Genomic DNA, 13,452 nt, shown 5'->3' with positions numbered 1-13,452 from the left:
TTACAAAAAGTAGGACGGGAACAAAACTGGCTAGAAAACATAAAAGTAAGCACCGATGTTCGATGTGACGGCCAATAAAAAACCCACTTACACTAAGCTGTAACAGCTTTAGTAAGCGGGTTTCTCTCTAACAGGAGCGTGTAAGAATAAAGACGCTAAATAACTCGCAATTCTAGCGGTTTAAAGCCTTGGACCTCTGCTCGTAACCGATCGCCTTTTGTGACTGCGCCGACTCCGGCTGGGGTGCCAGTCATAATTAAATCGCCTGCCTTTAACTCATATAAGGTGGAAAGATAGGCGATGGTCTCCGTCACGGACCAGATCATTTGCGAAAGATCACCTTGCTGTCGCAAGCTATCGTTAACGTACAAAAGAATCGATCCGGCACTAAAGGACGACACTTGCTCTAGAGGATAGAGAGGCCCCATCGGAGCAGCATAATCAAAGCCTTTAGCTGTGTCCCAAGGCCGCCCTAACTTCTTTGCTTCAGCCTGCAGGTCGCGACGGGTCATATCGATACCTACAGCAAACCCCCAAATGGCTTGCTGAGCCTGCTCAATGCTTAAGTCTGTTCCGCCTGATCCCAAAGCCACCACCAGCTCTACCTCGTGGTGCACGTCATGTGTGCTTGACGGATAAGGCCAGTCAGTCGTTTCGGATTCTGACAATGCAAAGACAGCATGCGCTGGTTTGGTAAAGAAGAAAGGCGCTTCGCGACCACTGTGCCCCATTTCAACTGCGTGCTCGGCGTAATTACGCCCTACACAAAAAATGCGGTGTATGGGGAACAGCTCGCTACGGCTCGCAATCGCAAGTTCGGCGGGAGCTTGCGGCTTGATGGCCCAGTTCATTAGGCCTTGCGAGATTGCTCGTAACGAGCAATGCTGCTTGTGATTTCTTGCTTAGCCGCCTCAGGGCCTTCCCAGTCTTTCACTTTTACCCACTTACCTTTTTCTAAGTCTTTGTAACGCTCGAAGAAGTGCTTAATGCGAGCTAGCTCTTCTTCAGGCAAATCGTCAGGCGTATTAATGTGACGATAGGGAGGGTACAGTTTTGTCACAGGCACGGCGAGCACTTTAGCATCACCACCTGCCTCGTCTTCCATTTGCAATACCCCTACAACACGGCACTTAACTACAGCACCCACATTGATGGGAAAAGGAGATAAAACCAACACGTCTACGGGATCACCATCTTCCGAAATGGTTTTGGGAACATAACCATAGTTCACGGGGTAATGCATGGCCGCTAACATAAAACGGTCAACAAATACCGCACCGCTCTCGTCATCAATTTCATACTTTACGGGATCGGAGTTCATCGGGATTTCGATAATAACGTTGAACTCTTCGGGAGCATTTTCTCCGGGGGTAATACGATCTAAGCTCATGCAAGAACCTTAAAATAAACAGTAATTAATCGTTCCGACGCGCAGGACGATCGGAGGTTATGGATGTGTCGACCCCAGGGATAGGAGCCGAGTCAAAATAATCGTCGTCGCTTTCACTCGCCACTTCCGTAATCACATCTTTGGAAACGGGTGGTTCTATGATTAACGAGCTTTCTTCGTGCTGGTAATCGGCCGCACTGGCGGCAATGGGTTGACGAGAAGTCGTTTGAAAAGCCACTTCGCTAGAGGCCACATAAGCGCTATGAACCAAGGTGGGATCATCGCTAGTGTCGGCAGCGGGTAACGATCGGCTGGTGGCTAACAAGGATAATGAGCCTGCGACCGATGCCGATAAACGCCAATGTTTTATCGCTTCGTCAGTACGACCTAAACCATCATACAAGTTGCCTAGCAACGCATGAATACGCATATCGTTGCGAATTTTCATGCTGCGCTTAAGATAATGTTCGCCTTGTCCCCAAAGCTGGCCCGTCAAGCATAATTGGCCTAGAGCCGCTAGCAACACGGAGTCGTGGGGGTGTTTACGTAACCATTCTTCTGCTTTACTCAGACGACGTGAATAGTATTCTGGTGGGCATTGCGCATAAGCTTGTATTAATGCGGGATCGAAATGTACCGTAATGGCAGCTTCAAGTATGCGGGCCGCTTCATCAAACTCTTCGGCTTGCTCTTTGACCTTAGCCGCCGCTAGCGCGACCAAAGGAAGCGTTTTTTCATCCGAACGTAAATCGCCCCACAGCGATTTAAATTGCTCGGGCCCACCCGCCGCGATGCGAGCCGCCGCTGCAGACTGAATAGCATCCAGCGCCTCTGTTTTATCGATAGCGCTGCGCCTTAATAACACTCGCGTAAGCTCGTACACCCGCTCGTGCTCGCCTTGTTGGCGGTAAGCACGAAGTAACAATCGCGTGGTATGAAAATAACGAGAGCTTGCATCTTGCAATGGCTGCAATAAATCAATCGCCTTCTGCGATTGTCCTTGATCCACATACATCTCTGCAGCCGCTGTCGCTGCAGCGACCTTTAACCGCACATCACTTTCTGCAATGTCTGCAGTCAATGCCAAAGCCTCATCTCGGCGCTGATACTCACCTAAGTTATGTGACGCACGAGCCGCAGCCAGCCCCGCTAAAACCTTACTACTTTTAGATCGTGTTCTCGCCAACAGTTTAGACAAGTCTTTTTCTGCTTGCTCGTATCGCCCTTCGAGAACGTTTAACCATCCTTTCTCAAGTAAATCACGATCACGCTTTTGCTCTCGTCGACCGCGCCATAAACGAAACCGCTGCGGGCCACCGCTTACCCATGCTAAAAAACGAATAAAAACATAGATACCAAAGAAGATCGCTAGTGCACTAAGCACCCCGAACGTGAGTGAAAAACTCACGTGATACGGTGGGGCTGCGATCACTACATTGCCATTATGATCACGCAGTACCAAAGCAAGAGCAACGGCGGCGACCAATAAAATAACAGTCCAAAACCAAGTTCTCATTGCTAATTCCTATAGATGAACTGCTAAACCTGCATGTAATGCAGTGGTTGGCGTTAGCCATGCTCCAGCCTGCACATTATCGTCTTGCGTTGCGCTGTCGTCAGTCGCTTCTGCTGGTTGCTCCTCTGTTTGCGGGTCAAGCTGCTCGGGCTCGACCGGCTCAGCTTCTGTCTCGTTGGAGTCAGGGGAGCTTTGCTCGGGCTCGGTTGCACCTGAGTGAGATGCATCAGGTGCCGTCGTTCCCTTAGCTTGCAGCAAAGCCTCGATCGCACTCAAGCTATTATCAAGGCTCGGAAGCTCGGTCGTGATATCGATCTGACTAAGCGCCACTGCATTTTGCAGCGCGGAAGCCGTAGCAGACGAGCGCGAATCAAAACGCTGCTCTAATGCATTCACAATCGCCGCCGTTTCTGCTTTCCAAACGCTAGGCTGGTTTGTCATCAACGCTAGCTTAGCCGAGCTAACTCGCAACCTTAAACTGTCACGAAAACGATTCGCTTGTTCGGGAGACATTAACAACGCCGAGGCGTCATCAACGCGACGAACGGTAATAAACTCACCTAAGTCGTGACGTACTGCGGCCCAACCCTGCCCCGCCCAATGCCACGCTGTTGAAGCCGTTCGCTCCCACCAAGGGGCATCTGGGTTGTTATCATTTAATGAGGCCGACGATTCGGCACTGAATGCTGATGCATTACTCTCTACCTTGTCTTGGGATGACAGGTGCACGTCATCTGGCATCAAAAGTGGTGCGCTACTAAGCTGGTCAGCCAACTGTTCTAATTGACGGGACAAGCTCGCCACATCGGTCGTTGAGGAAGCCCGCAAGCGATCAAGATCGCCATTTATGGTTTGCTGCAACGACGCTAAAGTGGGCCTATTGGCTCGAGCTAAACGTGCTTGGGCCGTTTCTAATGAAACAATGGCATTCGCCACGTTGCCGCCCAACAATAACTGCTGTTGAGCAATGGTAACGAGGTGATCAATATCATTCAGCAAGACCACTTCTGTTCCAGCATCGGTCAAGGTCTGAAAGGCTTGGTGCAAGTCAGCGGTCTGCTCTTGTGAGCTTGCCAAACTACGTTCGAGCGCTTGTAAGCGTTGCTGTTGAGCTTGTAGTTGCGATAATGCCCGCTCGGCTTTCTCGTTGGCCTGATTACTGGCGCGTATATTTGCCTGTAACTGCTGCTGTAAATCGTGACTATGACGCTGATTTTGCTGGTGCAAATACCAAATAGTCGCCCCTGCCAAGGCCGCTACCACCACTGCAGTGACCAACACCGGGCCCGCAGCCGATTTCGCTTTTTTAGAGCCGCCGGGTGCGACGCCAAGCGCTGGACCGGAGGGAGGTGCACCTCGACCTCCACCTGACTGACTGGGCTTTTCAACCGCTTTCTCTGAGTTTTTTGGAGGAGGCATAGGCGCTGCAGGTTCGGATTTTGGGGCAATGTCCTCTGCAGAAGCGGTCTTAGCCGCTTCTTTTTCAGGAAGCTTAGGATTTGCAACAGGATCTCGCTCAGGTTTCACTGTGGTTTCGACCTGTACGTTTTTTCCAGTCTCTGTTTTCTTATCTGTTTTATCTGTCATAGCAAGATTGTAATCCGATAAAGACTAATTGGCTCTTGCAGCGTCTACGATGGCATCGCACATCGACTCGACGCTAGGCGAAGACCGAAAAAGCATCGTCGCTTGGGATAAGCCTAATGCTAGGTGCTCTGATTGTAGTCGTTCAGCGATACGTTCGTGTATCGCTACAAAACGCGCCTTGGCCCAAGGTATTTCCAAACCAAAACGCACAATATTTTGAATCATAGCGCAAACACTTTCAGAACTCGTTAATAAGAATACACAAGTATCGCTTAAAAGTGCTTGTTCTAAGGCTACACGCTGCTGTTCTGACCAAATTGACGGCACTCGCTGGTAAACAGCGACTCGTTCAACTTGAGCCCCATCGGCTTCAAATCGTGCGCCTAACCATTCACGCCCCTGTTGCCCCCGTATAATTAGTACGCGTTTGAAACGCAACTGACGACGTGTCAGTTGTGCCCAAAGGGCTTCAGAATCTTGATTGGGATCGTGTTCGTCAGGATGAACGATTACGTCAGAGCTTAAACCAGAAAAATGATAAAGCCTTGAGGCGGATGCTGACCCAACCGTGGCCGCGTAAACGCCCTGTGGCCATGCTATCGCCTGCTTCTGTAGTGCTGTTAAGTAACACTCTACGGCCTTACTACTCACAAATACTACGGCGTCATATAAGGAAGGATGATGGATCGTTACATCAAAAAAGTCCATCGCCTCTACCTGCAAAGCGGGCAGTGCCAAGCTGCTTACCCCCCGCTTTAGCAGTGCCTCCACCAAGGCATCATTTCGTCCTTCAGGACGGGTTAGCACTGCTGTAACGACCGGTGCAGCTTTTGTCACGCTTATTCCTGTGCGTTCTCGATCGCTAAACGTGAAAGTATGTCGCGGGCACCATTAGCTAACAACTCGTTAGCCACTTGCTCACCTAGTTTTTCAGCTTGAGAGACAGCCCCAGTGGTCTGTGCGCGGATAACACGTGTACCGTCTGGCTCTGCCACAAACGCTCGGATACGGATTTGATCTTCCGCTAATTCGGCGTATGCGGCTAAGGGTACTTGACACGAACCGCCCAATACTCGCGAAACGGCCCTTTCAGCCAACGCTCGACTGGTGGATAGCGGGCATGCTAGCGGGGCTAACCACTGTGCCACATCCGTACGCTCTTCTAACACCTCAATGCCCAACGCCCCTTGGCCAGCCGAGGGTAAGCTGTCATCACACGACAAATACGAACGAATTCTCTCACCTAAATTAAGGCGCTCTAAACCCGCAGCAGCCAAAATAATGGCGTCATACTCACCCTTATCTAATTTACCCAAACGCGTATCTAGGTTACCGCGCAAGGGGGTGACATTGAGATGGGGATAGCGCTCGCGAATTTGTGATTCGCGTCGCAAACTAGAGGTACCGACGACCGCACCCTCAGGTAGGTCGGAAAGCTGCGCATACGTAGGAGACACGAACGCATCGCGAGGATCCCCTCGTTCTAAAATGATAGGCAGCGCAAAGGGATGCTGTAAGTCAAACGGCACGTCTTTTAGCGAATGCACCGCTAAATGGGCCCTACCATCTAACAAGGCCAATTCAAGCTCTTTGATAAATAAGCCTTTTCCACCCACTTTAGAAAGCGTTCTATCGAGGATCTGGTCGCCACGTGTTGTCATGCTTAACAACTGCACGTCACACTGTGGGTACAAGGACTTAATACGATCGCGAACATGCTCGGCTTGCCACATGGCTAAACGGCTTGCTCGCGTGGCGATAACCAAGGTTTCTGGTGTTGCTAACGACATTACTTAACCTGCAAAATAGCGTGCGATGGCAGCGCCGACAATGCCGATAACAGCAAGAATACCAAGACCCTGTAACAGAGACAGGCCTGATTCGTGTTTTTTTCGATCTGAGTTGCGTAAAAAACTCATGATGTAATCCTTTCTTTAGCTAATGTTTTGCGTCTGGCCATCCATTTGCCGACGACAACGAGCAAGACAGCAAGGCCTAGCTCTATTGCTATTTTATACCCATTTGGTATGACACCGAATTGACGTTCGACAATAACATCCGTTACCAGCATGCCTCCGGCAATCCAGCCCAATAGACCTGCGCCCAGTGTAACAACAATAGGGAAACGGTCAATTAAACGCAAGACGATAGTACTACCCCAGATAATAATGGGTACGCTTAGCAGTAGACCAAAAATGACATACCCCATTTGGTGATCCGCTTGCACATTTTGAGCAGCACCTGCAATAGCAATCACGTTATCTAAACTCATCACAAAATCGGCCACTAGAATGGTTTTTACTGCGGCCCAAACGGAAGAGCTGGCTTGTATCCCATCATGATGACCGTCATCTGGCATCAATAGCTTTAAACCAATCCAAACAAGTAATATGGCCCCCACAATCTTTAAGAAGGGGATACCCAATAAACTTAAGGCAAAAAAGATCAAAATAACGCGCAATCCAATTGCACCTGCAGTGCCCCAAAAGATACCTTTCATCCGATTCTTATGATCTAAATTTCGACAGGCCAAGGCAATAACCACGGCATTATCTCCACCTAGCAAGATATCAATCATCACTATCTGCAGTAGTGCTCCCCAATGGAGCATTTCAAAGAATTCGATCATTTTTTTCCTTATTGGGAACGTTGTATAGCAAGTTTATAACGTAATGTCGTTTTGCTTTGCGCCATTGATGACGAAAAACAACCAAGGCAAACTGTATACTAAATACCGTTTGATCACAAACAGTAAAGTAAGAGGGTTGGGGTTCCAAGAAAGAGAAAACACCCCGTGCTAGATGAAGCAACGGGGTGTTTTAACGAAGCTGCGCTGATTTTATGGGTTCATAAAATTAGCGCCTACTTATCACCGATCTTACAGAATGGATTTAAGCAGTTTGCCCATTTCAGATGGATCGCGAGTAGTACGGATACCGCAAGCTTCCATAACCTCAAGCTTGGCATCAGCCGTATCGGCACCACCAGAAATTAGCGCACCGGCGTGGCCCATACGTTTTCCTGGAGGCGCTGTCACACCAGCAATAAACCCAACAATAGGCTTAGTCATATTGTCTTTAGCCCACAATGCAGCGTTGACTTCATCTGGACCACCAATTTCACCAATCATGATCACGGCATCGGTCTCTGGATCGTCGTTAAACATTTTCAATACATCAATATGTTTAAGACCGTTGATCGGATCACCACCAATACCCACCGCAGCGGATTGGCCCAAACCAAGCTCGGTCACCTGAGCAACCGCTTCGTAAGTCAGCGTACCTGAACGGCTTACCACGCCAATACGCCCTTTACGGTGAATATGCCCAGGCATAATACCGATTTTAATTTCGTCGGGAGTGATTAAACCGGGGCAATTAGGACCTAGCAATAAGGTCTTTTTGTTCTCGGCGCGCATGCGATTGCGTAGCTCAAGCATGTCACGCACAGGAATACCTTCAGTAATACAAATCACCAAATCCAGATCGGCATCAACCGCTTCCCAGATAGCCGCTGCTGCGCCTGCTGGTGGAACGTAAATAACCGAAACCGTAGCACCGGTCGCATCACGAGCATCGCTGACGTTAGCGTAAATAGGAATACCTTCGAAGTCTTCCCCTGCACGCTTTGGGTTTACCCCTGCAACGAAGGCCTCTTGGCCATTACCGTACTCACGGCACATGCGTGTATGGAACTGGCCTGTTTTACCAGTAATACCTTGCGTGATAACTTTTGTGTCTCTATTGATTAGAATCGACATTTATTAAACCTTTTCCCGTACTTATTTGGCTGCGGCAACGACTTTAGTGGCTGCTTCAGCCATCGTGTCGGCACTGATGATGGGCAGACCGGAGTCGGCAAGCATTTTTTTACCTAGTTCTTCGTTGGTGCCTTTCATACGCACCACGAGCGGCACGTTAAGGTTCACGGCTTTACATGCAGCGATTACACCTTCTGCAATGACGTCGCAACGCATGATGCCACCAAAAATGTTCACCAAAATGGCTTTCACTTCTTGGTTAGACAACATGATCTTAAAGGCTTCGGTAACTTTTTCTGCTGTTGCGCCACCACCTACGTCCAGAAAGTTTGCTGGCTCTCCACCGAACAACTTAATGGTATCCATCGTGGCCATCGCTAGACCAGCACCATTTACTAGACATCCGATATTGCCATCCAATTGAATGTAGGCTAAGTCGTATTTGCTCGCTTCGATTTCAGCGGGATCTTCTTCGTCCAAGTCGCGGTATTCGACCAACTCAGGTTGACGGTAAAGAGCATTGGTGTCGAAATTAAACTTCGCATCTAAGGCCATGATGTCACCAGAGCCGGTGAGAATCAGCGGGTTAATTTCAGCCAGTGACGCATCGGTTTCCCAATAAGCTTTATAAAGCTTTTGGAACTCAGCAGCCGCTTTGGCTTGAGAAGCTTCAGGAATACCAATACCTGCGGCTAAACCTACGGCCTCTTCATCGGTTAATCCTGTGGCAGGGTCAACAAAAACCTTAAGAATGGCATCGGGATTGCTTTCAGCGACCTCTTCGATCTCCATACCACCTTCAGCTGAGGCCATCACGCAAACACGCTGAGATTCGCGATCAGTGACGATCCCTACGTAGTATTCCGTTTTGATGTCTGCACCGTCTTCAACGAGTAAGCGGCGTACTTTTTGTCCTTCAGGGCTGGTCTGATGCGTGATCAGTTGCATACCTAGAATTTCATTCGCCAGCTCTTTAACCTCATCGATTGAGCGTGCCAATTTAACACCACCACCCATACCTCGACCGCCGGCATGAATTTGTGCTTTAACTACCCAGACGGGTCCACCCAACTCTTCAGCGATGGCTACAGCTTCGTCAACGGAAAATGCCGGCTTACCGCGTGGTACAACCACTCCGTACTTCCGTAGCAGTGCTTTGCCCTGATATTCATGAATTTTCATTTATTACCTGTCAGTCTTAAAAACACATTAAAAAAAACTAGAGTCGGCGTGCCGACAAAATATTAGGAACCAATCTACGCTTCTACCTCAACGGTTTCAGGCTCAATGTACCATCGGGGATATTTCGCTTTGACCACCTCGCCCGAACTATGCATAGCATGGCAGCCATCAACATGAAACGGACGTGTCGCCTCGTTTCCGGTGGGAGGATTAGGGCTATGCACACGATTTGCCATGGACTGAATCGCAACAGTAGGCAGGACATCAGTCAACTCTGTCATGTGGGTGCATCCAGCCGTTCTGCCAAATCGCTCACGCACAGCACGACGAAACCCTTTCACTAAATTTAAGCCGATAAGCTGTTGATACGTTGGCGTAATCGCGGTGCATGCCGCCCCGTAAGGCGCAGCATCGTAAGCCGCCACAGCCTCAGTGATCGTGAACGTTTTGTCTATCGTGATTCGCAATAATAGATGATGTACTGGCTTGCCGGCCTCATGCGTTCCACCAAATGCGGCAGGAAAATCATAAGCCTTGATATCAGTAAGCTGAGCCTCGATATCCCATTGCCCGTCAGCGCGCGTGAAAGCTTGCGCGCGAATGGTTCGAGTATGTAGAGCTTCGCGTGAGGCGGAAGGAGGAGGAAGCGGCATGTATTAAGGGTTTAAAGCGGCAAAGTACAGAATGATTCAAAGAGTATAACGCACCTCGTATCATGAGTATAACTAGACAAGAACTCATTTTTGTAGGCATTCAGTGCTGATAAGCTGTAGTAATACTAAGGTATAGCGTGGCAGACTTATCAGGTGGAAAGTCTGACGCTAAAAATATGGATGGCGACGCACGGTCAAATTGGCTGAGAACGGCATTTGGCTAGATTTATACGCAGCCGTGCGTACCGAAGATCATGACTCGGGCTATGTCAAAGCATTTTTAGAGCAAGCAAAACGTACTTGCTTTGAAACCCTGAGTGACATTCAAGCGTTTAATGAAGTTCGCTTTTATAATTACCGATCAGATTGGGCTGCGTCTTTTTTAGCAGCGCTGATGATCTTATTAAAAATATCGCTACTGAAACCACGACTTAGAATAAAACGGCATTGGCGCGCGTATTCTTTTTGGTCAAGCGGCGCAGCACCGAACTTTCGCTCCCATACCTCATAAGCGCGCTCGTATTCAGAGCCACTTAAGGACTCAAGCAGCTCTGTAACGCTATCGGCATCAATCCCATTCTGACGTAGCTCTTGCGCTATACGCCGAGAACCCAGTTTATGGGCCCGGCGGTTAAGCAAGCTTTGAGCAAAACGTTCGTCTGATAGCCATTTCTCACGTTCTAATTGATCAAGCAGTGACTCGATCTCGGATGAATCATCGCTATACCGCATTAGCTTGCGTTGTAACTCTACGCGGGAATGCTCACGACGAGAAAGGAAATCGATAGCACGAGCCTTCAAAGAAGGCCCTGCAGGCTTGTGAGACGTCGCTAAACGTTCAGCAAACTCGTCAGGATCGGACTCGAAAGGCTCGTTATCGTAGACCATAAAAACTAGTCTTTAATTTCAGGGCTATCTACACTTTCTGGCTTGGACTCAGCCGCTTTAGGCTCTGCCGCTGCCATTTGCACAACACCAAACTTTTCACGCACACGATTCTCGATCTCGCGCGCCATAACGGGATTCTCTCGCAGAAACTCGCGGGCGTTGTCTTTACCTTGACCAATTCGAGTGCTTTCGTAGCTATACCAAGCCCCTGCACGATCAACAATACCTGCCTGCACCGCTAGATCAACAATTTCGCCTTCACGAGAAATACCCGCGCCATACATGATGTCGAACTCTGCCTGCTTAAAGGGAGGCGCCACCTTGTTTTTAACAACCTTTACACGGGTTTCATTACCGACAACCTCGTCGCCACGTTTAATTGAACCGATGCGACGGATATCAAGGCGGACTGAAGAGTAAAATTTCAGTGCGTTACCGCCTGTGGTCGTTTCAGGGTTACCAAACATGACCCCAATTTTCATGCGTATTTGGTTAATAAAAATAACCATGCAATTAGCGCGTTTGATGGTGGCGGTCAATTTACGTAAGGCTTGACTCATCAGTCGTGCCTGTAGTCCGGGTAGGGAATCGCCCATATCACCTTCGATTTCCGCTTTAGGCGTTAAGGCGGCTACAGAGTCGACCACAATAAGGTCTACAGAGCCAGAGCGTACGAGAGCCTCGGTGATTTCTAAGGCTTGCTCACCCGTATCAGGCTGTGAAATAAGCAAATCACTAATATTCACACCCACTTTTTGAGCATATTGAACATCAAGCGCGTGCTCGGCATCAACGAAAGCGCAGGTGCCACCAATTTTTTGCATTTCAGCAATAACTTGTAGCGTAAGCGTTGTTTTACCGGAAGACTCAGGGCCATAGATTTCAACCACTCGGCCACGCGGTAAGCCCCCAACCCCCAAGGCAATATCTAACCCCAGTGAGCCCGTTGAGCAAACTTGGATATCGTGCTCGACTTGGTTGTCGCCATAGCGCATGACCGAGCCCTTACCAAATTGCTTCTCGATTTGAGACAAAGCAGCTGCGAGGGCTTTGCTACGCTCGGCTGAAACAGCTTTGCTTCGTTTATCGTCCATGAAGGATTCCTTGAATATAAATATACGGAAAAAGTCGTGCAGGCCACATCATACAATTTTGACCTTAAATAGCGAATCTTAAATTATACTGTATAAATACACAGATAACCAGTAAAGTAAAATAATCTGACTTGCCATAGGCTATCAAGCAACGATTACAACTTTCGTTAATTTTTGTGTCTGCACACCTAAACATAATTAGGCCATACGCGACAGAAAAAAGGGGGCGCTAACGTAGAAGTCACTCTGGATCAAAACGCCTACTTCCCGTACTATGCGCCGGATCAACGCTGGTTAAACACGGCTCAATTCTTTGTCAACGAAGGTCAAGGTTGCTAAGCTTAGACCAACGCTAAGCGCTCGACAGAGATAAATTTGGGCGTACAATCAACCTCCATTCTCTCACTCATTTGTCAAAGCGGTATCGCTACCAACGGCTTTGGCTGCATCCTAAAGTATTGTTCATGTGGTTTAAAAATTTACGTATTTTCCGTCTTTCCCAAGCTTGGTCTTACACGCCTGATGAGCTAGAAAGCGCTTTAGAAACCCACAGTTTCCAACCAGGAACCAGTCAAGACCCCGTTAGTGTGGGGTGGATCGCCCCTCGCGAAGGCGGCCCTTTAGTTCACAACCTTAATGGTCAGTTATTAATCAGCGTACGGTCTGAAAAGAAGCTGCTTCCCGCTACGGTCATCAACCAAGTCACCCGCGTTAAAGCGCGAGACATCGAAGATGAGCAAGGGTACAAGCCGGGGCGTAAGCAGGTTCGTGAAATCAAAGAGCAAGTCATTACCGAGCTCATGCCACGAGCCTTTAGTATTCATCGCGACACCAAAATCTGGATTGACACCAAAAACCACTGGTTAATTGTTGATGCAGCAGCGGCTGCCACCGGTGACGAGGTCATGGGCTTACTGGCTAAAAGCTTAGACCCCTTCCCCGTTTTGCCGTTGTACACCGAACTGTCGCCCGCCTCTGCCATGACGTCGTGGTTGGCAGAAGATCAAGCCCCTAGCAACTTCAGCATTGACCAAGACACCGAACTACGCTCAACCAGCGAGAGTCGGGCTGTCGTGCGCTACGTTCGTCACAGCATCGATATCGAAGAGGTACGTAAACACATCGAATCCGGCAAGCAATGCACCCGCCTTGCGCTCACATGGAATGACAAAATTTCATTTGTACTAACGGATGGGCTAGAAGTTAAACGACTGGCCCCGTTGGATGTACTGAAAGAGCAAAACGAGTCTCTATCAGGTGATGAGTCGGAACTGTTTGACTCTGATATGACATTGATGACCGCCGAATTAGCCCCGATGCTCAATGATCTGATTGAAGCCTTAGGCGGTGAAAAAACCGTCGTTTAACACAAGGATAACGCC

The 13,452-nt window shown here is 48.9% G+C and carries 14 protein-coding genes; 1 reads left to right on the top strand and 13 read right to left on the bottom strand.

Going from position 1 to position 13,452, the window contains the following annotated elements; all coding sequences use genetic code 11:
• Positions 1 to 155 precede the first annotated feature (155 nt).
• The 13 genes from AC2UZI_RS07005 to recA all read right to left on the bottom strand — a co-directional run bounded on the left by AC2UZI_RS07005 (position 156) and on the right by recA (position 12,070).
• Positions 156 to 851 (bottom strand): fumarylacetoacetate hydrolase family protein, encoded by a 696-nt coding sequence (locus AC2UZI_RS07005; protein ID WP_486943091.1) that lies wholly within the window; start codon positions 849 to 851, stop codon positions 156 to 158.
• Entirely contained in the window at positions 851 to 1,390 is a 540-nt protein-coding gene (gene ppa, locus AC2UZI_RS07000) for an inorganic diphosphatase (protein WP_486943090.1), read from the bottom strand. The genes AC2UZI_RS07005 and ppa overlap by 1 nt, the downstream gene beginning before the upstream one ends.
• 25 nt (positions 1,391 to 1,415) lie before the next feature.
• Positions 1,416 to 2,906: a heme biosynthesis HemY N-terminal domain-containing protein gene (locus AC2UZI_RS06995; protein ID WP_486943089.1), complete on the bottom strand. Its 1,491-nt coding sequence runs from the start codon at positions 2,904 to 2,906 to the stop codon at positions 1,416 to 1,418.
• A gap of 9 nt (positions 2,907 to 2,915) precedes the next feature.
• Positions 2,916 to 4,493 (bottom strand): uroporphyrinogen-III C-methyltransferase, encoded by a 1,578-nt coding sequence (locus tag AC2UZI_RS06990; RefSeq protein WP_486943088.1) that lies wholly within the window; start codon positions 4,491 to 4,493, stop codon positions 2,916 to 2,918.
• Positions 4,494 to 4,517: 24 nt separating this feature from the next.
• Complete coding sequence (locus AC2UZI_RS06985) at positions 4,518 to 5,330, bottom strand: uroporphyrinogen-III synthase (RefSeq protein WP_486943087.1); 813 nt, start codon at positions 5,328 to 5,330, stop codon at positions 4,518 to 4,520.
• A gap of 2 nt (positions 5,331 to 5,332) precedes the next feature.
• Entirely contained in the window at positions 5,333 to 6,283 is a 951-nt protein-coding gene (hemC, locus tag AC2UZI_RS06980; RefSeq protein WP_486943086.1) for a hydroxymethylbilane synthase, read from the bottom strand.
• A gap of 3 nt (positions 6,284 to 6,286) precedes the next feature.
• Positions 6,287 to 6,412: a hypothetical protein gene (locus AC2UZI_RS06975; protein ID WP_486943085.1), complete on the bottom strand. Its 126-nt coding sequence runs from the start codon at positions 6,410 to 6,412 to the stop codon at positions 6,287 to 6,289.
• On the bottom strand, positions 6,409 to 7,122 hold the full coding sequence (locus AC2UZI_RS06970; protein WP_486943084.1) for a TerC family protein: 714 nt from the start codon (positions 7,120 to 7,122) through the stop codon (positions 6,409 to 6,411). Before AC2UZI_RS06970 ends, AC2UZI_RS06975 begins: the two co-directional genes overlap by 4 nt.
• Before the next feature lie 249 nt (positions 7,123 to 7,371).
• On the bottom strand, positions 7,372 to 8,253 hold the full coding sequence (gene sucD / locus AC2UZI_RS06965; RefSeq protein WP_486943083.1) for a succinate--CoA ligase subunit alpha: 882 nt from the start codon (positions 8,251 to 8,253) through the stop codon (positions 7,372 to 7,374).
• 21 nt (positions 8,254 to 8,274) lie between these two features.
• Positions 8,275 to 9,435, bottom strand: a complete 1,161-nt coding sequence (gene sucC / locus AC2UZI_RS06960) for an ADP-forming succinate--CoA ligase subunit beta (protein ID WP_486943082.1) — start codon at positions 9,433 to 9,435, stop codon at positions 8,275 to 8,277.
• A 74-nt stretch (positions 9,436 to 9,509) separates the two neighbouring features.
• Positions 9,510 to 10,088 (bottom strand): DUF2889 domain-containing protein, encoded by a 579-nt coding sequence (locus AC2UZI_RS06955; RefSeq protein ID WP_486943081.1) that lies wholly within the window; start codon positions 10,086 to 10,088, stop codon positions 9,510 to 9,512.
• Between the two features lie 354 nt (positions 10,089 to 10,442).
• A complete protein-coding gene (gene recX, locus AC2UZI_RS06950) occupies positions 10,443 to 10,976 on the bottom strand; it encodes a recombination regulator RecX (RefSeq protein ID WP_486943080.1) in 534 nt (177 codons plus the stop codon).
• Between the two features lie 5 nt (positions 10,977 to 10,981).
• Complete coding sequence (gene recA, locus AC2UZI_RS06945) at positions 10,982 to 12,070, bottom strand: recombinase RecA (protein ID WP_486943079.1); 1,089 nt, start codon at positions 12,068 to 12,070, stop codon at positions 10,982 to 10,984.
• A 464-nt stretch (positions 12,071 to 12,534) separates the two neighbouring features.
• Here recA and AC2UZI_RS06940 point away from each other — a divergent pair, with 464 nt between their 5' ends.
• Positions 12,535 to 13,437 carry a recombination-associated protein RdgC gene (locus tag AC2UZI_RS06940; RefSeq protein ID WP_486943078.1) on the top strand — a complete coding sequence of 301 codons (903 nt, stop codon included), beginning with the start codon at positions 12,535 to 12,537 and terminating at the stop codon, positions 13,435 to 13,437.
• Positions 13,438 to 13,452: the final 15 nt, after the last annotated feature.

It is taken from the genome of Paenalcaligenes sp. DL 463, assembly GCF_057475185.1.
The sequence above is the reverse complement of the archived record's forward strand: the minus strand, read 5'-3'. Positions and strand labels throughout refer to the sequence as shown.